Here is a 19,079-nt window from a genome sequence, read left to right on the forward strand (position 1 = left end):
TATTCTTCCGACTCTCAGCTCTGCCGCCTGGCGGCCCTCATACCCATTGAATACAGCCATAGAACCCCATCGCTTCACCCTCGAGCCCTTCGAGGCCAACCGTTTCGCCAATCTTTGCGGACAGTTCGACGAACATCTGCGCCTGATCGAACAGCGCCTGTCGATCGAGATCCGCAACCGTGGCAACCAGTTCGAGCTGATCGGCCCCAGCGGCGTGACCAAATCCGCCGAGCACCTGCTCAAGCGCCTCTATCGCGAAACCAAGAGCGCCGAGCTTTCCCCTGACCTGGTGCACCTGTACCTGCAGGAATCGGGGATGGAAGACCTGGCCAATCCCCGTGCCGACCAGGGCGTGACGCTGCGAACGCGCAAGGGCGGCATCCGCCCGCGCGGCGCGAACCAGCAGCGCTACGTCAAGGCGATCCTCGATAACGACATCAACTTCGGCATCGGCCCGGCCGGCACCGGCAAGACCTACCTGGCGGTGGCCTGCGCCGTCGATGCGCTGGAACGCGAGCAGGTGCGACGCATCCTGCTGGTGCGCCCGGCGGTCGAGGCCGGCGAGAAGCTCGGCTTCCTGCCCGGCGATCTGGCGCAGAAGATCGACCCCTACCTGCGCCCGCTGTACGACGCGCTCTACGAGATGCTCGGCTTCGAACACGTGGCCAGGCTCATCGAGAAGCAGGTGATCGAGATCGCGCCGCTGGCCTACATGCGCGGCCGCACGCTCAACAACAGCTTCATCATCCTCGACGAAAGCCAGAACACCACCCTCGAACAGATGAAGATGTTCCTCACCCGGATCGGCTTCGGCTCCACCGCGGTGATCACCGGCGACATCACCCAGGTCGACCTGCCGCGCGGCACCAAGTCGGGCCTGGCGCACGTGATCGACGTGCTGCGCGACGTCAACGGCATCAGCTTCACCCACTTCCAGCCCAAGGACGTGGTGCGCCATCCGCTGGTGCAGCGCATCGTCGAAGCCTACGAGGCGTTCGAAAGCCAGCCGCAGCCGCGAAAGGACACTCGCCAGGAACGCACCGGTGATTGAACTCGACCTGCAACGCGCCACCGAGGCGCACGCCCCCGGCGACGAGCAGTTTCGTCGCTGGTGCGAAATGGCGCTGCGCCAGCGCAGCGGCGACTCGGAGCTGACCATCCGCCTGGTGGACGAAGAGGAAGGGCGCGAACTCAATCGCACCTGGCGCCACAAGGATTACGCGACCAACGTGCTGTCCTTTCCCGCGGACCTGCCCGACGGGCCGGATGGGGAGCCGTTGCTGGACATCCCGCTGCTCGGCGACCTGGTGATCTGCGTACCGGTGGTCGAGCGCGAAGCACGCGAACAGAACAAGCAGCCCGAGGCCCACTGGGCCCACATGGTCATCCATGGCTGCCTTCATCTTCTGGGCTACGATCATATCGATGACGACGAAGCCCAGGAGATGGAAGACCTGGAACGCCACTTGCTGGCAGAACTGGGCCATCCCGATCCCTATGACGATCAACCCTGAACATTCAGGCCAACTGCAAGGACTTTCGAGTCGAACCACATGAGCGAAGATCAATCGAGCAGCGGGCATAGGTCCTGGCTGGGGAAACTCACCCACGCCTTTGCCCACGAGCCGAAAAACCGCCAGGAACTCCTGGAAATCCTCCGCGAAGCCCACCAGAACAAACTACTCGACAGCGAAGCGCTGGCTATCGTCGAAGGCGCGATTCAGGTCGCCGATCTCCAGGTACGCGACATCATGGTGCCGCGCTCCCAGGTGATCAGCATCCGCGCCGACCAGACGCCCAGGGATTTCCTCCCCTCCGTGATCAGCGCGGCCCACTCGCGCTACCCGGTGGTCGGCGAAAGCCTCGACGACGTGATCGGCGTCCTGCTGGCCAAGGACCTGTTGCCGCTCATCCTGCAAGGGGACCAGCTGGCCAGCTTCACCATCAAGGACCTGCTGCGTCCGGCCACCTTCGTCCCGGAATCCAAGCGCCTGAACGTGCTGCTGCGCGAATTTCGCGCCAACCACAACCACATGGCCATCGTCATCGACGAATACGGCGGCGTGGCCGGGCTGGTCACCATCGAGGACGTGCTCGAGCAGATCGTCGGCGATATCGAGGACGAGCATGACGTCGAGGAAGACAGCCATATCCGCCCGCTGCCCAGCGGCGACTTCCTGATCAAGGCCCTCACGCCGATCGAGAGCTTCAACGAGTTCTTCGGCGCAAGCTTCCCCGACGACGAGTTCGACACCGTCGCAGGGCTGGTGATGAACGCCTTCGGTCACCTGCCCAAGCGCAACGAGATCATCGAGATCGACGGCTTCCGCTTCCGCGTGCTCAACGCCGACAGCCGCCGCGTGCACCTGCTGCGCCTGAGCCGGCTCGAGGCCTGACGCGCCTGTCGTTGCCCGGCACTTGCCGCCGGGTACCGCTGCCGATAGCCTCGGCGGCCTCCTGCTTTCGAGGAACACCGATGCGCTGGATCACCCGTCCCGGCTGGCAAGGCAACCTGATCGCCCTTGCCGCCGGCGCCCTCACCACGCTGTCGCTGGCACCGTTCGGCTTCTGGCCGCTGGCCCTGCTGTCGATCGCCCTGTACTACCTCGGCCAGCGCCAGACCACGCCCGTCCAGGCGGCGGCGCGCGGCTGGTGCTATGGCTTCGGCCTGTTCCTCTCGGGCGTCAGCTGGGTCTATGTCAGCATTCATGATTTCGGCGCGGCCTCGCCACCGCTGGCCGGCCTGCTGACCCTCGGCTTCGTCGCCGGTCTCGCGCTGTTTCTCGCCCTGGCGGGCTGGCTCTGGGCGCGCTGGTTCCGCCGCAGCGACTCGCCACTGGCCGACGCCTTCGTCTTCGCCGCCCTGTGGCTGGCGATGGACGCGTTCCGCGGCTGGTTCCTCACCGGCTTCCCCTGGCTCTATGGCGGCTACAGCCAGCTCGACGGGCCGCTCGCCGGGCTCGCGCCGCTGGCCGGCGTCTGGCTGATCACCTTCGTCCTGGCGCTCAGCGCGGCGCTGCTGGTCAACCTCGCGCAATTGCGCCGGAACAAGGCGGCGCTGGCCGCCGGCCTGGCCGTGCTGCTGGCCCCCTGGCTGGCGGGGCTTGGGCTCAAGGGGCACGCCTGGACCGAAGCGTCCGCGCCCCCCCTGTCCGTCGCGCTGATGCAGGGCAACGTCCAGCAGAGCCTCAAGTGGGACCCGGCCAAGCTGAACATGCAGCTGGCCCTGTATCGCGACATGACGCTGCGCAGCCGGCCGGTGGACCTGATCGTCTGGCCGGAAACCGCAGTACCGGTGCTGCGCGACCAGGCCGAGGGCTATCTGGCGATGATGACGCGCGTGGCCGCAGAACGTGACGCCGCGCTGATCACCGGGGTACCGATCCGCCAGCCCAACGATCGCGGCGAGCTGCGCTACTACAACGGCATCACCACCCTCGGCCAGGGCGAAGGCACCTACCTGAAGCAGAAGCTGGTGCCCTTCGGCGAATACGTGCCGCTGCAGGACCTGTTGCGCGGACTGATCGCCTTCTTCGACCTGCCGATGTCCGACTTCGCCCGCGGCGATACGGACCAGCCGCTGCTGACGGCCAAGGGTTACCGGATCGCCCCGTACATCTGCTACGAAGTCGTCTATCCGGAGTTCGCCGCGGGCCTGGCGCGCCAGAGCGACCTGCTGCTCACCGTCAGCAACGACGCCTGGTTCGGGCGCTCCATCGGCCCGCTGCAGCACCTGCAGATGGCACAGATGCGGGCGCTGGAGGCCGGGCGCTGGATGATCCGCTCGACCAACAACGGGGTCACCGTGCTGATCGATCCGCAGGGCCGGATCAGCGAAGAGATTCCGGCCTTCCAACAGGGCGTGCTGTACGGCGAGGTGGTGCCGATGCAGGGCCTGACGCCCTACCTGAAGTGGCGCTCCTGGCCACTGATCGGCCTTTGCCTGGTGCTGCTCGGCGGGGCGCTGGTACGCAACCTGCGCGCGCGCCGCTCGCCGCGTCAGGGATAGACGTAGGGATAGATCAGCAGCCCGGCCGCTTCGTTGAGCAACATGCCGCTCTGCCAGACGGCCTTGGCTTCGGGCAGCCAGCCGCCCAGCGGGCGTTCGTTGGGCACGCCAATGAAACCGACGGGCGCGGTGATCACCTCAAGGCCGTTCTGCTCGAAACACCAGCGCGAGCGGGGCATGTGCGGCGCGGAGGTGACCAGCACGATCCGGGTGATGCCCTCGGCCTTGAGCCTCTGCGCGCTGAACACCGCGTTCTCCCAGGTCGTGCGGCTGCGCTCTTCCAGCCAGCGCACCTGGACACCGATGTCGCGTTCGAGCAGCTCGGCGCCGATGCGGGCCTCGCTCGGGGGGCGCCTGCCGAAATGCAAACCGCCGCTGGTGAGGATTGGCAACCCGGACGCCTTGGCGATTCTCGAGGCATAGCGCAGGCGCTCCAGGGCGATATGGCTGGGCTGATCCGCGCCCCAGGCCGGGTCGGCCTGCTCGCGGCCGGCGCCCAGCACCACGATCGCTTGCGCATGCTCGGCGAGCCCCGCCCAGCGTTCCTCCTGCAACACCGGCGCCCGGCTTTCCAGCGCGCGCGCGGCCCACTCCACCGTCACCGGCAGGCTCATGATCCAGAGCCCGCCGAAGCCCAGGGCAAAACACAGGGCGGCCAGCCGGGGCGCACGATGGCGCAACCACCAGGCGGCGAGCAACAGCAGCAGCAGGCAGCCTGGCGGCATCAGCAGGTGTTTGAAGATGTAGCGAATCGGCATGGCGCGGCTCCAGGGCTCTGCGCCGCACTCTACCCGGCGGACGACCGTTTGTCCGCCCCGCCGCGCCGCGGCTCAGTGACCCCGGTGCAGGCCGGGTTTCTGCCTGGCCCGCAACAGTTGCGAACCGCAGGCCGAACAGACCGCCACGCCAGGATGCTCCGGCCAGTGCACCTCGGTGCCGCACAATGCGCAGTACAACGACGGGTCCAGCGCCGGCTCGGCCGCGCGCCTGCCCGCCCGGCGCCGGCCCACGGCGCGAAACCCGGTGCGCTGGACCTGACGGGCGATCAGCGCCTGCTCCTCCGCAGCGGCATGCCAGCCTGACAGCCATTGCGAATCGCCTGTCAGATACGCGTGGATCAACTCTACCTCGGCCGGACTCAAACCACGCAACTCCAGCTCCGTCATCGAAGCGCCGTCGTCGCGGTGTCGATCCACCTCGGCGAGCGCCACGGACAGGCGCTGCAGCACGCGCCCATAGAGGCTGGAGTCGTTGCTCTGTCGCTCTTTCACCCGGGTTGCCCTCTTCTCGGCCTACCCGCACAAGCTTAGCTGCGGCCCTGCCGGCCGTAGCCCGCCGCGACAGACGGAGAGCGGCCAAAACGGGTTTCCCTCGGCCGAGGGGGGTCATGTATGCTACGGCGCTTCCATGCTTTCGCTTTCAGCCCGCTGCCTAGCAGCCGGACAGGTCCGAGCGGCCATGCCGTCGTCGCCGCATCCCGCGCAAAGCCAGCCTTCATCTCAATGCCAGTAGCCATGCACGAACAGTATCAGCCCCGCGAAGTCGAAGCCGCCGCCCAATCCCACTGGGATGGCAACAAATCCTTTGAAGTGAGCGAGCAGCCCGGCAAGGACACTTTCTATTGCCTGTCGATGTTCCCCTACCCCAGCGGCAAGCTGCACATGGGGCACGTGCGCAACTACACCATCGGCGACGTGATCGCGCGCTATCAGCGCATGCAAGGCAAGAACGTGCTGCAGCCCATGGGCTGGGACGCCTTCGGCATGCCGGCCGAGAACGCCGCGATGAAGAACAAGGTCGCGCCGGCCAAGTGGACCTACGAGAACATCGACTACATGAAGACCCAGCTCAAAAGCCTGGGTCTGGCCATCGACTGGTCGCGCGAAGTCACCACCTGCAAGCCGGACTACTACCGCTGGGAGCAGTGGCTGTTCACCCGGCTGTTCGAGAAGGGCGTGATCTACCGCAAGAACGGCACGGTGAACTGGGACCCGGTCGACCAGACGGTCCTGGCCAACGAGCAGGTCATCGACGGCCGCGGCTGGCGCTCGGGCGCGCTGATCGAGAAGCGCGAAATCCCGATGTACTACTTCAAGATCACCGCCTACGCCGACGAGCTGCTCGAAAGCCTCGACGAACTGGATGGCTGGCCGGAACAGGTCAAGACCATGCAGCGCAACTGGATCGGCAAGTCGCGCGGCATGGAAGTGAGCTTCCCCTATGACGTCCAGAGCATCGGCAGCGAAGGCGCGCTGAAGGTCTACACCACCCGCCCCGACACCCTGATGGGCGCGACCTACGTCGCCGTGGCGGCCGAACACCCGCTGGCCACCCAGGCCGCGCAGGGCAATCCGGAGCTGCAGGCTTTCATCGACGAGTGCAAGCGCGGCGGCGTCGCCGAAGCCGACATCGCCACCCAGGAAAAGAAGGGCCTGCCCACTAGCTTGCGCGTGCAGCACCCGCTGACCGGCGAGCTGCTGCCGGTGTGGGTCGCCAACTACGTGCTGATGAACTACGGCGAGGGCGCGGTGATGGCCGTGCCGGCGCACGACGAACGCGACTTCGAATTCGCCAGCAAGTACGACCTGCCGATCAAGCCCGTGGTACGTACCAGCGCGGGTGACCAGACCCCTGCGCCCTGGCAGGACGCCTACGGTGAGCACGGCACGCTGATCAACTCCGGCGAGTTCGACGGCCTGGATTTCCAGGGCGCCTTCGACGCCATGGAAGTCACGCTGAAGAAGAAAGGCCTCGGCCAGGCACGCACCCAGTTCCGCCTGCGCGACTGGGGCATCAGCCGCCAGCGCTACTGGGGCTGCCCGATCCCGATCATCCATTGCGACGCCTGCGGCGACGTGCCGGTGCCGGAAGACCAGCTGCCGGTGGTCCTGCCCGAGGACGTGGTGCCGGACGGCGCCGGCAGCCCGCTGGCGCGGATGCCCGAATTCTACGAATGCAGCTGCCCGAAGTGCGGCGCGCCGGCCAAGCGCGAGACCGACACCATGGACACCTTCGTCGAGTCGTCCTGGTACTTCGCCCGCTACGCCAGCCCGAACTACGCGCAGGGCATGGTCGACCCGGCCGCGGCCAACCACTGGCTGCCGGTCGACCAGTACATCGGCGGCATCGAGCACGCCATCCTGCACCTGCTCTATGCGCGCTTCTTCCACAAGCTGATGCGCGACGAGGGCCTGCTCTCCTCCAACGAGCCGTTCAAGAACCTGCTGACCCAGGGCATGGTGGTGGCCGAGACCTACTACCGCACCGCCGAGAACGGCGGCAAGGACTGGTTCAACCCGGCCGACGTCGAGGTCGAGCGTGACGCCAAGGCCAAAGTCATCGGCGCGCGCCTGAAGACCGATGGCCTGCCGGTGGAAATCGGCGGCACCGAGAAGATGTCCAAGTCCAAGAACAACGGCGTCGACCCGCAGGCGATGATCGATGCCTATGGCGCCGACACCTGCCGGCTGTTCATGATGTTCGCCTCGCCGCCGGACATGAGCCTGGAGTGGTCCGACTCCGGCGTCGAGGGCGCGAGCCGCTTCCTGCGCCGCGTCTGGCGCCTGGCCCACGCCCACGTCAGCGCCGGCCTGCCGGGTTCGCCGGACCTCGCCTCGCTGAACGACGAGCAGAAAGCCGTGCGCCGCGCCATCCACCTGGCCATCAAGCAGGCCAGCGTCGATGTCGGCCAGCACCACAAGTTCAACACCGCCATCGCCCAGGTGATGACGCTGATGAACGTGCTGGAGAAGGCTCCGGCCGCCAGCGAACAGGACCGCGCCCTGCTCCAGGAAGGTCTAGAGACCGTCGCCCTGCTGCTCGCGCCGATCACCCCGCACATCTGCCACACCCTCTGGGAGCAATTGGGCAAGACCGGCGCGATCATCGATGCGCAGTGGCCTGCGGTCGACGAATCCGCCCTGGTGCAGGACAGCCTGACCCTGGTGGTGCAGGTCAACGGCAAGCTGCGCGGCCAGATCGAAGTACCGGCCGACGCCAGCCGTGAGGCGGTCGAGACCCAGGCGCGTGCCAACGAGAACGTGGTGCGTTTCACCGAAGGGCTGACGATCCGCAAGGTCATCGTGGTGCCGGGCAAGCTGGTCAATATCGTCGCCAACTGATCCAGACCGGCGTCCGACCCGGCGCCGGTTAAAAAGGGGATAACAAGATGATCATACGCAATCTGCTGGTACTGGGCTTCGCCGCGCTGCTGAGCGCATGCGGCTTTCAACTGCGGGGCACCGGCGCCAACGATTTCGCGCTCGACGAGATCGGCGTACAAGCGCGCAACGCCTACGGTGAAACCGTCAAGGAGCTCGAGCGCGTGCTGAAGAACAACGGCGTGCAGGTCACGAACGCGGCGCCGTACCGGCTCAACCTGGCGCGCGAGCAGAGCCGCCAGCGCACCGCGAGCTACAACACCTCGGGCCGCAGCGCCGAATACGAGCTGACCAACAGCCTTGACTACGAGTTTCTCGACCGCAACGGCCTGCTGCTGATGGAAGATCGCGTCGAGGTGCAGCGCGTCTACGTCCACGACGAAAGCAACCTGATCAGCTCCGCCCAGGAAGCCGACCAGCTTCGCAAGGAGATGCGCCGCGAGCTGATCCAGCAGCTGGCGATGCGTCTGCAGCGGGTTACCCCGGCGCAGCTCGAGCGCCTGCAGCAGACGGCCCAGGCCAAGGCTCGCGCCGACGCCGAAGCGCGTGAAGCCGCACGCCGGGCCCTGGAATCCCAGCCGCAGCAGTCGCCCCTGCAGTTGCCCATCCAGTGAACCGCTGCGAGCCGCACATCGCGGCTCGCCCCAGGCCTTCATGAAACTCCAGCCCGCCCAACTGACCAAGCACCTGCAAGGGCCACTGGCGCCCGTCTATGCCGTGAGCGGCGACGAGCACCTGCTCTGCCAGGAGGCCTGCGACGCCATCCGCGCCGCCACCCGCGCCCAGGGCTTCAGCGAACGGCAGGTCTTCAATGCCGAAGCGAACTTCGACTGGAGCCAGCTGATCGAGGCCGGCGCCAGCCTGTCGCTGTTCGCCGAGAAGCGCCTGCTCGAGCTGCGCATTCCCAACGGCAAGCCCGGCGACAAGGGCACCGCGGCCCTGCTCGAATACCTTGCGCGTCCCGCCGAGGATACCGTCCTGCTGATCAGCCTGCCCAAGCTCGACGGCAGCGCGCAGAAGACCAAATGGGCCAAGGCGCTGATCGAAGGTCCGCAGGTGCAGTTCCTGCAGATCTGGCCGGTGGATGCCGCCCAGTTGCCCCAGTGGATCCGCCAGCGCCTGTCGCAGGCGGGTCTTGCCGCCAACCAGGAAGCGGTCGAGCTGATCGCCGCGCGGGTCGAGGGCAACCTGCTGGCCGCCGCCCAGGAAATCGAGAAGCTCAAGCTGCTCGCCGAGGACGGCCAGGTGACGGTCGACACGGTACAGGCAGCCGTCGCCGACAGCGCCCGCTATGACGTCTTCGGACTCATCGACGCGGTGCTCAACGGCCATGCGGTACACGCCCTGCGCATGCTCGACGGCCTGCGGGGCGAAGGCGTCGAGGTGCCGGTCATTCTCTGGGCCCTGGCACGCGAAGTCCGCACCCTGGCCAACATCGCCCAGCAGCACAGCCAGGGCATACCGCTGGACCGGGCGTTCAGCCAGGCGCGACCGCCGATCTGGGACAAGCGCCGCCCGCTGGTGACCAAGGCCCTGCAGCGCCACAGCGCGGCACGCTGGGGCCGGCTGCTGATCGACGCCCAGCGGATCGACGCGCAGATCAAGGGCCAGGCCGAAGGCGATCCCTGGGTCGGCCTGTCCAGCCTCTGCCTGCAGCTCTGCGGCCAGCGCCTCGGCGCCTGACCATCGGCGTCCGTCACCCCTGTACATTGCCCGGGCGATTGACGATGATGCGCGCCCATCCAAACACGCAGGACACCCTGATGAGCAAGCCGAGAAAACGGCCCAACAAGGCCAAGTCGCTGGTGGCGCAACCGCTGTTTCGCAGCCGCCAGGAACAGCCCCGCAAAGGCAAAGGCAGCTACCGCCGCGAAGCCTCCCCGTCCAACGACTGGGAGGCTTCGGTCTTTCTGGCGGCTTGAAAAGCCAAGTAGAACAAAGCGTGATAAGGTCGTCTGCCGACCTCACGATCGAGAGTGGTGCATGTTTTTCACCTACGTCCCGGTGCTGCTGTTGCGCAGTCTGATCGCCGCCTCTGCCTTGAGCCTGGTAGTGGCCTGCGCTGCAGAACCCCTGCCGCAGACGGACTCTTCCCAGCCCACCCGTCCGAATCCCACCGTATCGACATCGACCCCGGCTTCGCCCGAGACGGTCGAACCCGAGTTCGAGCAGAGCTTCGATCAGTGGCGCGACCAGTTTCGCGACGAGGCGCTGGCCGCCGGTATTTCAGCCGAACTCTTCGACCGCTCCTTCGCCGGCATCACCCCGGACCCCAGCGTCGTCGCCGCCGACCGCAGCCAGCCCGAATTCACCCGCCCGGTCTGGGAATACCTGGAAGGCGCCATATCGAGGCAGCGCGTGCAGAACGGCCGCCGCCTGCTCGACCAGCACGCCGCGACCCTGGACCGCATCGAGGCGCGCTACGCCGTGGACCGCAACGTGCTCGTCGCGATCTGGGGTCTCGAAAGCAGCTTCGGCCAGATCATGGGCGACAAGTCGGTGATTCGATCGCTGGCCACCCTGGCCCACGAAGGGCGACGCCCGGGTTTCGCCCGCGCCCAGTTGCTCGCCGCGCTGCAGATCATCCAGGAAGGGGACGTCACGCCCGAGCGCATGCGCGGCTCCTGGGCCGGCGCGATGGGCCAGACGCAGTTCATCCCCACCACCTATCACACCCATGCCGTGGATTTCGACGGGGACGGCCGCCGGGACATCTGGAACAGCACCCCGGACGCCCTCGCCTCCGCAGCCCATTACCTCCAGGCTTCCGGCTGGAAATACGGCCAGCCGTGGGGCTTCGAGGTCGGCCTGCCCAAGGGTTTCGATTACTCACTGGCCGATGCCGAGATACGCAAGCCGCTGGCCCAATGGCGCGCACTGGGCCTGACGGGCCTGCCGCAGGGCTACGACGAGGCCTCGGCCAGCCTGCTGCTGCCAGCCGGCCACCGCGGCCCCGCGTTCGTGGTCATGGACAACTTCCGCGCCATCCTGCGCTACAACAACTCGTCGTCCTACGCCCTGGCGATAGGCCTGCTGTCGCAGAACTTCGATGGCCAGGGGGCGATCCGGGCCAGCTGGCCGCGCGGCGAGCTGCCGTTGAGCCGCACCGAGCGCCTGGAGCTGCAGGAGCGCCTGACCCGCCAAGGCTTCGACACCGGCACGCCCGATGGCATCATCGGCGCCAACACCCGCCGCGCCATTCGCGGCTACCAGCAGCAATTGGGCTGGCCGGCCGACGGTTACCCAACCCAGGAGTTGCTGGGCCGCTTACGTGCGGAGAAGAAACCGCAGCCGTAAGCTGGAAGCTGGAAGCTGGAAGCTGGAAGCTGGAAGCTGGAAAGTCTTGGGCGCCACTGGGTGTTTGGTTAATCACCGCTTTTGCTTGCCGCTTGAGGCTTTTAGCCCACAAAAAAGGCGACCCCAGGGTCGCCTTTTCATTGCGCGTCGATCAGATGATCTTGTTGCCATGTGCCTGCTGATCGGCGTGATACGAGGAACGTACCAGCGGGCCGGAGGCGACGTTCTTGAAGCCCATCTTCTCGCCTTCCTCGGCGAACCAGGCGAAGGTGTCAGGGTGGACGAAACGCTGCACCGGCAGGTGATTGCGCGACGGCTGCAGGTACTGGCCGAGGGTCAGCATGTCGATGTCGTGCTCGCGCATGCGCTGCATCACTTCGATGACTTCCTCGTCGGTCTCGCCGAGGCCGAGCATCAGCCCGGACTTGGTCGGCACGTGCGGAACCATCTGCTTGAACTTCTGCAGCAGATCCAGCGACCACTCGAAATCCGAACCCGGGCGCGACGACTTGTATAGCCGCGGTACCGTCTCCAGGTTGTGGTTGAAGACATCCGGCGGCTCGGCCGCGGTGATCTCCAGCGCCACGTCCATCCGCCCACGGTAATCGGGCACCAGGGTTTCGAGCTGGATGCCCGGCGACAGCTTGCGGATCTCGCGCAGGCAGTCGGCGAAGTGCTGGGCACCGCCGTCGCGCAGGTCGTCGCGGTCCACCGAGGTGATCACCACGTACTTCAGGCGCAGGTCGGCGATGGCGACGGCCAGGTTCTTCGGCTCGTCCGGGTCAAGCGCGTTCGGCCGGCCATGGCCGACGTCGCAGAACGGGCAGCGACGGGTGCAGATGTCACCCATGATCATGAAGGTGGCGGTGCCGCCGGAGAAGCACTCGCCCAGGTTCGGGCAGGACGCTTCCTCACACACGCTGTGCAGCTTGTGCTTGCGCAGCAACTGCTTGATGCGGTCGACCTCGGGGGATACCGGAATGCGCACGCGGATCCAGTCGGGCTTCTTCGGCAATTCCTCGGTGGGAATGATCTTCACCGGAATGCGTGCGACCTTCTCGGCCCCGCGCAGTTTGACGCCGGCTTCCACTTTCGCCGGGCGCTTGTCCACGGTTTCCACTGTCATAGATTTTCCAGTCCGCCCGTCAGGGTCTTCTGTTCAGCGTAGCCGAGCTGCCGCACCAGCTGCTCGCGCAGCCGCTGGCACACTTCGGCGAAATCGACCGGCCCGGCCAGGTCGCGCAATTGGGTCATCGCCAGCCCCGCGTAGCCACAGGGGTTGATGCGCCGGAAAGGCTCCATGTCCATGTCGACGTTCAACGCCAGACCATGGAAGGAGCGCCCGTTGCGAATCCGCAACCCCAGCGAGGCGATCTTCGCACCGCCTACGTAGACGCCCGGTGCATCGGGGCGAGCCACAGCCTCGATGTCATATTCGGCGAGCAGGGCGATCAGGCTCTGCTCGATGCGGCTGACCAGCTCGCGCACGCCGATACCCAGACGGCGCACATCGAGCATCAGGTAGCCGACCAGCTGGCCGGGCCCATGATAGGTCACCTGGCCGCCACGATCGACCTGCACGACCGGGATATCGCCGGGAAACAGCAGATGCTCGGCCTTGCCGGCCTGCCCCTGGGTGAACACCGGCGGATGCTGGAGCAGCCAGAGCTCGTCGCAGGTCTCCGGTCCACGGGTGTTGGTGAAATGCTGCATCGCCTGCCAGGTCGGCTGGTAGTCCACCAGGCCGAGCTCGCGCACCGCGATCATCAAAGCACCATGTGGATGCGGCCGGTGGCGCGCAGGTCGACATGGATGGCCTGCAGCTGCTCGATACCCGTCGCGGTGATCAGCACCTGCACGGACAGGAAACGACCGTTGCGGCTGTCGCGCATGACCAGCGTGGAGGCATCCAGGTCCGGCGCGTGCCGGCCGATCACCTCGAGGACCATTTCGCAGAAGCCCTCGCCGGCATCGCCGATCACCTTGATCGGGTAGCGCTCGCAGGGGAATTCGATTTTCGGAGCTTGTACGTCGGTATCGGTCATGGCTCTCAGGCGGACTCGTGATCCGCATGCGCGCCCGGTCCGGTCGACCTGGGCGCGCGCTAGGGGATGATCAGTTGAACAGCCCGAAGAAGAACAGCCGCAGGCTGTCCCACAGGCGACGGAACAGCCCGCCCTCTTCGACCGCTTCCAGGGCGATCAGGTCGGTGCTCTGCACCACCTCCTCACCCAGCTTCACCTCGACCTTGCCGATGACATCGCCTGCGGCGATCGGAGCGGTCAGCTGCGGGTTGATGTTCATGCTCGCGGCCAGCTTCTCGAGCTGGCCCTTCGGCAGGGTCATGGTCAGGTCTTGGGCCAGACCGGCCTTGACCCTGTCCTGCTCGCCCTTCCAGACCTGCGCCTGGGTCAGCTCGGTGCCCTGCTTGTAGAAGGTGCGGGTTTCGAAGAAGCGGAAGCCGTAGGTCAGCAGTTTCTGCACCTCGGCGGCCCGCGCCTGCTCGCTGACGGTGCCGAAGACCACCGCGATCAGGCGCATGCCGTCACGCACCGCGGACGCCACCAGGCAGTAGCCGGCTTCTTCGGTATGGCCGGTCTTCAGGCCATCGACCGTCTTGTCGCGCCACAGCAGCAGGTTGCGGTTGGGCTGCTTGATGCCGTTCCAGAGAAACTCCTTCTGGGCATAGATGGAATAGTGGGCCTGATCTTCGTAGATGATCGCCCGGGCCAGCCTGGCCATGTCGTTGGCCGAGGAGTAGTGCTCCGGGTGCGGCCAGCCGGTCGCGTTGACGAAGTGGGTGTTGGTCAGGCCCAGGCGCTGCGCGTGGGAGTTCATCATGTCGGCGAAGCCTTCCTCGCTGCCGGCGATGTGCTCGGCGATCGCGACGCTGGCGTCGTTGCCCGACTGGATGATGATGCCGTGCAGCAGGTCGTCGACCGAGACTTCCTTGCCCACTTCGATGAACATCTTGGAACCGCCCATGCGCCAGGCCTTCTCGCTGACGCGCACCATGTCGCTTTCCTTGATCTGCCCGCGGTTGATCTCCAGCGTGGCCAGATAGGCGGTCATCAGCTTGGTCAGGCTCGCCGGCGGCAGGCGCTCGTCACCGTTGGTATCGACCAGCACCTGGCCGCTGGCGGCGTCCATCAGGACGTAGGACTTGGCCGCCAGCTGCGGCGGGGCGGGCATCACGGGCTCGGCTGCCGAGGCCAGGGAGGCGTTCAGCAGCAGGGCGGCAGGCAGAAGAAGGCGGCGCGCTAAGGTGGTGATATTCATCCGTCTCTCAAGATAGTTGGGCAAACGGGCCCTCGCGGGCCGCAGGTTGATTTTAATCCGGCTGGACGCGGCGTGGCTGGCCCAGGTTGGCCAGGCGTACGCTCTGCTCCAGTTGCGTTGCCTCATCCGGCGTTTCGATCGGTCCGAGTCGTACCCGGTGCAGCACCTGCTGGTTGTGCGTCACTGAGCTGATGAACACCGGAGCACTCACCATGCTGCTCAGCTTGGACTTGAGCAGCTCCGCAGCGTCCGGATTGGCGAAGGCGCCAACCTGGAGAAACAGGCCAGAGGCTGCGACTGAAACGTTTTTTTTTGAGTCGATTTCGGCCGGTACCACCGCGGCTGCGTGCTGCGCCGGCGGCGGCGTGTACTTCTCGACCGGCTGGGTCACCGAAGCGGTCAGCGGCGGCTGGCTCGCCACCTTTTGCGGCTGCGCCAGCACCATCGGCACCGGACGCCCCTGCTGGGCCCACCATTCGACCGGATCGATCCCTTCGACCTTCACCTTCGCGGTGCCGCTCTCGGCGTAACCGAGCTTCTTGGCCGCGGCGAAGGACAGGTCGATGATGCGATCGGAGTAGAACGGCCCGCGATCGTTCACCCGCAGGACCACGCTTTTTCCGTTTTCCAGGCTGGTGACCCGGACGTAGCTGGGCAGGGGCAGGGTCTTGTGCGCCGCGCTCATGCCGTAGAGGTCGTATTTCTCGCCGTTGGCCGTCGCCTGGCCATGGAACTTGGTGCCGTACCAGGACGCCGTGCCGGTCGCCGAGTAGCGGCGGCCGTCGGGGATCGGGTAGTAGGTCTGGCCGAACACCGTATAGGGGTTGGCCTTCACCGGACCGTAATGCGGCATCGGAGTGGCGTCGGGAATGCGCGACACGTCGACATCCCACCAGGGCGCGCCGTCCTTGCTCGGCCGGGCGTAGTCGGCCGGGCCGCTGATGCCGCCGGGAACCGATCCCGTCGGCGCCGGGCTCTGCGGCGCGCGGCCGGAAGAACAGCTGGCCAGCAGAACGACGCCGGTACCGAGCGCGACGAGATGCAACAGGGTGCGTGCAACCATCATTGTTCTCCACGCGCTTCGGCGAGACGCTCGGACAGCTGGTGAACCGCCATCGCATACATCACGCTGCGGTTGTAACGAGTGATGACATAGAAGTTCGGCCAGCCGACCCAGTACTCATCGCCGTCGGCGCCCTCCAGACGGAAGGCGGTGATGCGCGTTTCCGGCGGCACGGCGCTCTCGGTGCGCCAGCCCAGGGCAGCGAGCTCGCCGGCATTCTTGACCGACTCCAGCCCTTCGGTCAGCCCTTGCGCGAAGCGCTCTCCGCTGACCTCGGCCCGGACCACGACCGGCTCGCCGGCCTTCCAGCCGTGCTGCTTGAAATAGCTGGCGACGCTGCCGATCGCATCGACCGGATTGTTCCAGATGTCGATACGACCGTCGCCATCGAAATCGACGGCATAGGCGCGGAAGCTCGACGGCATGAACTGCGGCAGCCCCATGGCGCCGGCATAGGACCCCTTGAGGGCGAGCGGGTCGACCTGCTCCTCGCGCACCAGCAGCAGGAACTCCTTGAGCTGCTGACGGAAGAAGGGCTGGCGCGGCGGGTAGTCGAACCCGAGGGTGGACAGCGCATCGATGACCCGGTAGCTGCCGGTGTTGCGTCCGTAGAAGGTCTCGACGCCGATGATCGAGACGATCACCTCGGCGGGGACACCGTATTCGGCCTCGGCACGGGCGAGCGTCTCCTCGTGCTGACGCCAGAAGTCGACGCCCTGGGCGATGCGCGAATCGGTGATGAAGATCGGACGGTATTCCTTCCAGGGCTTGATGCGCTCGGCCGGCCGGGAGATCGCATCGAGGATCGCCTGCTTGCGCTCGGCGTGCTTGAACAGCTCGCCCAGCTGCTCGCTGGCGAAGCCGTAATCGCGGGTCATTTCCTCGATGAACTCGGCGACCTTTTCCCCTTCGTAATCGGCCGCCAGGGTGGGCTGGGCAATGGCGGCGACAGCGGCCACTCCCAGGGCGCGTGCGACACGAGACATCCAGCTACGCGGTAATGTGGTCACTGATTCACTCTTATCAAACCTGCGCGATCCACTTGCGATGGGTGTGGATCGACATCAAAACCCCGAACCCTGCCAGCAGGGTCACCAACGATGTGCCGCCATAACTGATGAACGGCAGCGGCACGCCCACCACGGGCAGCAATCCGCTGACCATGCCGATGTTGACGAAGACGTAGACGAAGAACGTCATGGTCAGCGCACCGGCAAGCAATTTGCCGAACAGGGTCTGCGCTTGCAAGGTAATGACCAGGCCGCGCGCGATCAGCAGCAGGTAGACCAGCAACAGCAGACAGACCCCCACCATGCCGAACTCCTCGGCAAGGACCGCAATGATAAAGTCCGTATGGCTTTCGGGCAAAAAATCCAGGTGCGATTGTGTACCAAGAAGCCACCCCTTGCCGAACACGCCGCCCGAGCCGATGGCCGCCTTCGACTGGATGATGTTCCAGCCGGTACCCAGCGGATCGCTTTCCGGGTCGAGGAAGGTCAGCACCCGCTGCTTCTGGTATTCGCGCAGCACGAAGAACCACATCGCCACGGCGATCGGCACCACCGCCGCGACCGCCCCGATGATCCAGCGCCAGCGCAGCCCCCCGATGAAGAGCACGAAGGCGCCGGACGCCAGGATCAGCAACGAGGTGCCCAGATCAGGCTGACCGAGGATCAGCACCACCGGCACGGCGATGAGCGCCAGCCCCACCGCGGTGTGCTTGATATTGGGCGGCAGGCTGCGCTTGGCCAGGTACCAGGCGATGGTCGCCGGCATGATGATCTTCATGAATTCCGACGGCTGGAAGCGAATCACGCCCGGGATGTTGATCCAGCGCGTGGCCCCCATCGCGTTGTGCCCCATGACGTCCACCACCACCAGCAGCGCGACGCCGACCACATAGGCCAACGGCACCCAGCGCGCCATGAAGCGCGGCTCCAGCTGCGCGATGACGATCATCCCGACCAGCCCGATGCCGAAGGAAACCGCCTGCTTGGTGACCAGGTCCCAGCTCTTGCCGCTCGCCGAATAGAGCATCGTCAGGCCGACGGCGCCGAGGATCAGCAGCAGGATCAGCAGCTGCCCGTCGATGTGCAGCCGGTGCAGGAAGCTGGCGCGCCGGCGCAGCACGTCTTCGTTGGACAGGTTACGGTCGAAATTGCCATTCATCAGGGGCTTACCTCCGCGCTGATCGGAGGCTGGAACTCAGGCTTGAGTTGGCCGTGCTCATCGAGCAGCCAGGCATCCATGACCTTTTTCACCACAGGCGCGGCGACACCCGAGCCGGACTCGCCGTTCTCCACCATCACCGCCACGACGATCTGTGGATTCTCCGCAGGCGCGAAGGCGACGAACAACGCGTGGTCACGATGGCGCTCGTTGAGCTTCTTGCTGTCGTACTTCTCGCCCTGCTTGATGGCCACGACCTGCGCCGTACCGCTCTTGCCGGCGATGCGATAGACCGCGGTGTCGCCGACCTTCTTGGCGGTGCCGCGCGCGCCGTGCATGACCTGCTCCATGCCCCGCCGCGAGTAGTCCCAGAAGCGCGGGTCGCGCAGCTCGATGTCGGGCATCGGGTCAGGGTCATGCGGCGGCGTGCCGTCGATGGTGCGCGCCAGGTGCGGGCGAATCCACTTGCCCCTGTTGGCGATCAGCGCCGTGGCCTGGGCAAGCTGCAGCGGTGTGGCCTGCATGTAGCCCTGGCCGATGCCGAGGATCACCGTCTCGCCGGGATACCAGGGCTGGCGATAGCGGGCACGTTTCCACTCGCGCGACGGCATCAGACCGGCGGTTTCCTCGAACATGTCCAGCGCGACCCGCTGGCCGAGGCCGAAGCGGGTCATGTAGTCGTGCATGCGGTCGATGCCCATCTTGTGGGCCATGTCGTAGAAGTAGGTGTCGTTGGAACGGGCGATCGCGTACTCCAGGTCCACCCAGCCATCCCCGCTGCGGTTCCAGTTCCGGTACTTGTGGCTGACGTTCGGCAGCTGGAAGAAGCCCGGGTCGTACACGCGGCTCGTCGGCGTGACGACGCCCGAATCCAGCCCCGCGATCGCCATCATCGGCTTGATCGTCGAGCCGGGCGGGTAGAGCCCGCGCAGCACGCGGTTGTACAGCGGGCGGTCGATGGAGTCGCGCAGGTCGGCGTAGGCCTTGAAGCTGATCCCGGTGACGAACAGGTTGGGGTCGAAACTCGGCTGGCTGACCATCGCCAGCACTTCGCCGGTGCTGGGCTGCAGCGCCACCACCGCGCCTCGGCGCCCGGCCAGGG

The 19,079-nt window shown here is 66.2% G+C and carries 19 protein-coding genes; 9 read left to right on the plus strand and 10 right to left on the minus strand.

Going from position 1 to position 19,079, the window contains the following annotated elements; all coding sequences use genetic code 11:
- The first annotated feature begins 46 nt into the window (after nucleotides 1-46).
- From DN824_RS03980 to lnt, 4 genes are all read left to right on the plus strand, one after another.
- Nucleotides 47-1,051, plus strand: coding sequence for a PhoH family protein (locus DN824_RS03980; protein WP_138407041.1), 1,005 nt, complete (start codon nucleotides 47-49; stop codon nucleotides 1,049-1,051).
- Nucleotides 1,044-1,514 (plus strand): rRNA maturation RNase YbeY, encoded by a 471-nt coding sequence (ybeY, locus tag DN824_RS03985; protein ID WP_138407042.1) that lies wholly within the window; start codon nucleotides 1,044-1,046, stop codon nucleotides 1,512-1,514. Before DN824_RS03980 ends, ybeY begins: the two co-directional genes overlap by 8 nt.
- 39 nt (nucleotides 1,515-1,553) lie before the next feature.
- Nucleotides 1,554-2,396, plus strand: a complete 843-nt coding sequence (locus DN824_RS03990) for an HlyC/CorC family transporter (RefSeq protein WP_138407043.1) — start codon at nucleotides 1,554-1,556, stop codon at nucleotides 2,394-2,396.
- 80 nt (nucleotides 2,397-2,476) lie between these two features.
- Entirely contained in the window at nucleotides 2,477-4,009 is a 1,533-nt protein-coding gene (lnt, locus tag DN824_RS03995) for an apolipoprotein N-acyltransferase (RefSeq protein WP_138407044.1), read from the plus strand.
- Here lnt and DN824_RS04000 read toward each other — a convergent pair.
- Together DN824_RS04000 and DN824_RS04005 are read right to left on the minus strand one after the other, a co-directional pair.
- Nucleotides 4,000-4,767 carry a YdcF family protein gene (locus DN824_RS04000; protein WP_138407045.1) on the minus strand — a complete coding sequence of 256 codons (768 nt, stop codon included), beginning with the start codon at nucleotides 4,765-4,767 and terminating at the stop codon, nucleotides 4,000-4,002. The two genes, lnt and DN824_RS04000, sit on opposite strands and share 10 nt — an antisense overlap.
- A gap of 72 nt (nucleotides 4,768-4,839) precedes the next feature.
- Entirely contained in the window at nucleotides 4,840-5,238 is a 399-nt protein-coding gene (locus DN824_RS04005) for a hypothetical protein (RefSeq protein ID WP_138407070.1), read from the minus strand.
- Nucleotides 5,239-5,523: 285 nt separating this feature from the next.
- On the opposite strand from DN824_RS04005, the gene leuS reads away from it, so the two are divergent.
- From leuS to DN824_RS04030, 5 genes are all read left to right on the plus strand, one after another.
- Nucleotides 5,524-8,130, plus strand: a complete 2,607-nt coding sequence (leuS, locus tag DN824_RS04010) for a leucine--tRNA ligase (RefSeq protein WP_138407046.1) — start codon at nucleotides 5,524-5,526, stop codon at nucleotides 8,128-8,130.
- Nucleotides 8,131-8,177: 47 nt separating this feature from the next.
- Nucleotides 8,178-8,783, plus strand: coding sequence for an LPS-assembly lipoprotein LptE (locus DN824_RS04015; protein ID WP_138407047.1), 606 nt, complete (start codon nucleotides 8,178-8,180; stop codon nucleotides 8,781-8,783).
- 40 nt (nucleotides 8,784-8,823) lie between these two features.
- Complete coding sequence (gene holA, locus DN824_RS04020; protein WP_138407048.1) at nucleotides 8,824-9,852, plus strand: DNA polymerase III subunit delta; 1,029 nt, start codon at nucleotides 8,824-8,826, stop codon at nucleotides 9,850-9,852.
- A gap of 80 nt (nucleotides 9,853-9,932) precedes the next feature.
- Nucleotides 9,933-10,091: an alternative ribosome rescue factor ArfA gene (gene arfA / locus DN824_RS04025; protein WP_138407049.1), complete on the plus strand. Its 159-nt coding sequence runs from the start codon at nucleotides 9,933-9,935 to the stop codon at nucleotides 10,089-10,091.
- A 61-nt stretch (nucleotides 10,092-10,152) separates the two neighbouring features.
- Complete coding sequence (locus DN824_RS04030; RefSeq protein WP_138407050.1) at nucleotides 10,153-11,466, plus strand: lytic murein transglycosylase; 1,314 nt, start codon at nucleotides 10,153-10,155, stop codon at nucleotides 11,464-11,466.
- A 151-nt stretch (nucleotides 11,467-11,617) separates the two neighbouring features.
- On the opposite strand, the gene lipA is transcribed toward DN824_RS04030, so the two are convergent.
- The 8 genes from lipA to mrdA all read right to left on the minus strand — a co-directional run.
- Nucleotides 11,618-12,592 (minus strand): lipoyl synthase, encoded by a 975-nt coding sequence (gene lipA / locus DN824_RS04035; protein WP_138407051.1) that lies wholly within the window; start codon nucleotides 12,590-12,592, stop codon nucleotides 11,618-11,620.
- Nucleotides 12,589-13,233: a lipoyl(octanoyl) transferase LipB gene (gene lipB, locus DN824_RS04040; RefSeq protein WP_138407052.1), complete on the minus strand. Its 645-nt coding sequence runs from the start codon at nucleotides 13,231-13,233 to the stop codon at nucleotides 12,589-12,591. The genes lipA and lipB overlap by 4 nt, the downstream gene beginning before the upstream one ends.
- Nucleotides 13,233-13,511: a DUF493 domain-containing protein gene (locus DN824_RS04045; protein ID WP_138407053.1), complete on the minus strand. Its 279-nt coding sequence runs from the start codon at nucleotides 13,509-13,511 to the stop codon at nucleotides 13,233-13,235. The genes lipB and DN824_RS04045 overlap by 1 nt, the downstream gene beginning before the upstream one ends.
- Before the next feature lie 70 nt (nucleotides 13,512-13,581).
- Complete coding sequence (locus DN824_RS04050) at nucleotides 13,582-14,745, minus strand: D-alanyl-D-alanine carboxypeptidase family protein (protein ID WP_138407054.1); 1,164 nt, start codon at nucleotides 14,743-14,745, stop codon at nucleotides 13,582-13,584.
- 52 nt (nucleotides 14,746-14,797) lie between these two features.
- Nucleotides 14,798-15,808, minus strand: coding sequence for a septal ring lytic transglycosylase RlpA family protein (locus DN824_RS04055; RefSeq protein WP_138407055.1), 1,011 nt, complete (start codon nucleotides 15,806-15,808; stop codon nucleotides 14,798-14,800).
- Nucleotides 15,808-16,794, minus strand: coding sequence for a lytic murein transglycosylase B (gene mltB, locus DN824_RS04060; protein ID WP_138407056.1), 987 nt, complete (start codon nucleotides 16,792-16,794; stop codon nucleotides 15,808-15,810). The genes DN824_RS04055 and mltB overlap by 1 nt, the downstream gene beginning before the upstream one ends.
- A gap of 37 nt (nucleotides 16,795-16,831) precedes the next feature.
- Complete coding sequence (rodA, locus tag DN824_RS04065; protein WP_138407057.1) at nucleotides 16,832-17,977, minus strand: rod shape-determining protein RodA; 1,146 nt, start codon at nucleotides 17,975-17,977, stop codon at nucleotides 16,832-16,834.
- On the minus strand, nucleotides 17,977-19,079 hold a 1,103-nt coding region (gene mrdA, locus DN824_RS04070; RefSeq protein WP_138407058.1), incomplete at its 5' end, for a penicillin-binding protein 2. The genes mrdA and rodA, both read right to left, overlap by 1 nt.

This window comes from Stutzerimonas nosocomialis (genome assembly GCF_005876855.1).
Classification (GTDB): domain Bacteria; phylum Pseudomonadota; class Gammaproteobacteria; order Pseudomonadales; family Pseudomonadaceae; genus Stutzerimonas; species Stutzerimonas nosocomialis.

Coding starts and splice junctions, on each gene's coding strand:
- DN824_RS03990 (WP_138407043.1), top strand. CDS start 1,554: ATGAGCGAAGATCAATCGAGCAGCGGGCATAGGTCCTGGCTGGGGAAA.
- lnt (WP_138407044.1), top strand. CDS start 2,477: ATGCGCTGGATCACCCGTCCCGGCTGGCAAGGCAACCTGATCGCCCTT.
- DN824_RS04000 (WP_138407045.1), bottom strand. CDS start 4,767: ATGCCGATTCGCTACATCTTCAAACACCTGCTGATGCCGCCAGGCTGC.
- leuS (WP_138407046.1), top strand. CDS start 5,524: ATGCACGAACAGTATCAGCCCCGCGAAGTCGAAGCCGCCGCCCAATCC.
- DN824_RS04015 (WP_138407047.1), top strand. CDS start 8,178: ATGATCATACGCAATCTGCTGGTACTGGGCTTCGCCGCGCTGCTGAGC.
- holA (WP_138407048.1), top strand. CDS start 8,824: ATGAAACTCCAGCCCGCCCAACTGACCAAGCACCTGCAAGGGCCACTG.
- arfA (WP_138407049.1), top strand. CDS start 9,933: ATGAGCAAGCCGAGAAAACGGCCCAACAAGGCCAAGTCGCTGGTGGCG.
- DN824_RS04030 (WP_138407050.1), top strand. CDS start 10,153: ATGTTTTTCACCTACGTCCCGGTGCTGCTGTTGCGCAGTCTGATCGCC.
- lipA (WP_138407051.1), bottom strand. CDS start 12,592: ATGACAGTGGAAACCGTGGACAAGCGCCCGGCGAAAGTGGAAGCCGGC.
- lipB (WP_138407052.1), bottom strand. CDS start 13,233: ATGATCGCGGTGCGCGAGCTCGGCCTGGTGGACTACCAGCCGACCTGG.
- DN824_RS04045 (WP_138407053.1), bottom strand. CDS start 13,511: ATGACCGATACCGACGTACAAGCTCCGAAAATCGAATTCCCCTGCGAG.
- DN824_RS04050 (WP_138407054.1), bottom strand. CDS start 14,745: ATGAATATCACCACCTTAGCGCGCCGCCTTCTTCTGCCTGCCGCCCTG.
- DN824_RS04055 (WP_138407055.1), bottom strand. CDS start 15,808: ATGGTTGCACGCACCCTGTTGCATCTCGTCGCGCTCGGTACCGGCGTC.
- mltB (WP_138407056.1), bottom strand. CDS start 16,794: ATGTCTCGTGTCGCACGCGCCCTGGGAGTGGCCGCTGTCGCCGCCATT.
- rodA (WP_138407057.1), bottom strand. CDS start 17,977: ATGAATGGCAATTTCGACCGTAACCTGTCCAACGAAGACGTGCTGCGC.